At 31.3% G+C, this 1,088-nt stretch carries 2 protein-coding genes; both read left to right on the top strand.

Annotation, left to right across the window (positions count from 1 at the left end; translation table 11 throughout):
* Positions 1-180: 180 nt before the first annotated feature.
* On the top strand, positions 181-573 hold the full coding sequence (locus tag EKL98_RS17085) for a (2Fe-2S) ferredoxin domain-containing protein (protein WP_126563247.1): 393 nt from the start codon (positions 181-183) through the stop codon (positions 571-573).
* 214 nt (positions 574-787) lie between these two features.
* The coding region (locus tag EKL98_RS17080) for a (2Fe-2S) ferredoxin domain-containing protein (RefSeq protein WP_148104475.1) at positions 788-1,088 on the top strand (301 nt) is incomplete at its 3' end.

Here is a 1,088-nt window from a genome sequence, read left to right as displayed (position 1 = left end):
GAATAAGATAGACCAATTGCTTCGCCAGTTCGCTATCGCTAGGGTCTTGGTTTCACAAAGCTATGATTACTATAATAAAGTGAAACGTCTTAATAAAATCAATAAAAACTATGTTTCTATGTGTTTAAAAAGTAGAAATTAAATTACACCCAATGGGTTAAAAAAACAAAACATTTTACAATGGAAACCATAAAATCAGTGGCAGATTTACATAAAACCCGAACTTCAATTCTCGAAGCAAAACAGAAGCAAATCGTCGAAAATGACAATAAAAAATTGGTCGAAATTAAAGTTGCAATGGCTACTTGCGGAATTGCATCAGGAGCGAAAGCGGTAATGGATTTCTTTATAGAAGAATTACCCAAAAGAAATATTGTGGCCAATGTAAAACAAACGGGATGTATGGGATATTGCTATGCTGAACCTACTTTGGAAATTACAATTCAGGACGAAAAACCGGTGGTTTTTGGGTATGTAGATCTTAAAAAAGCGGATGAAATCATTGAGAAATTCATCAAAAAAGGAGAATTGGTCGATGGAATTATTCCCATAAAATATGAATTAGCCAATTAATAAATTTTAACACATTAATTATAATTAATTGAATTTTAAATCGAAAAATATTGAAACACATAGAAACATAGAAAAAAGAATGAGATAGACCAATTCTTGGTTTACACAGAGCTATGTTCACTATTTCAAAATGAAATGGCTTATTAAAACACTTCAAACTATGCATCTATGTGTTTAAATAAAAAGCATAATACAAACTCAAAATAATTTCAAAATGAGTAATAGGTACAGGAAAAATTTATTGGTATGTAACGGTAGTTCTTGCCAGCAAGCGTCAGATGCTGATTTAGTAGCTTTTATCAATTTCAAATTAAATGAATACAACCTTGAGGACGGAATCAAAGTCGTGCAATCGGTTTGCTCCAATAAATGTTCCATTGGTCCAAATATCATTGTATATCCAGATAATGTGGAATATTCAAAAGTCACCAAATCAGACATTGACGACATCATTATTGAACATTTGTTGAACGAAAGAATTGTAGAACGGCTTGTTTTTGATAAAGAAAACGGAA

Source organism: Flavobacterium bomense, from assembly GCF_003970355.1.
The sequence above is the reverse complement of the archived record's forward strand: the minus strand, read 5'-3'. Positions and strand labels throughout refer to the sequence as shown.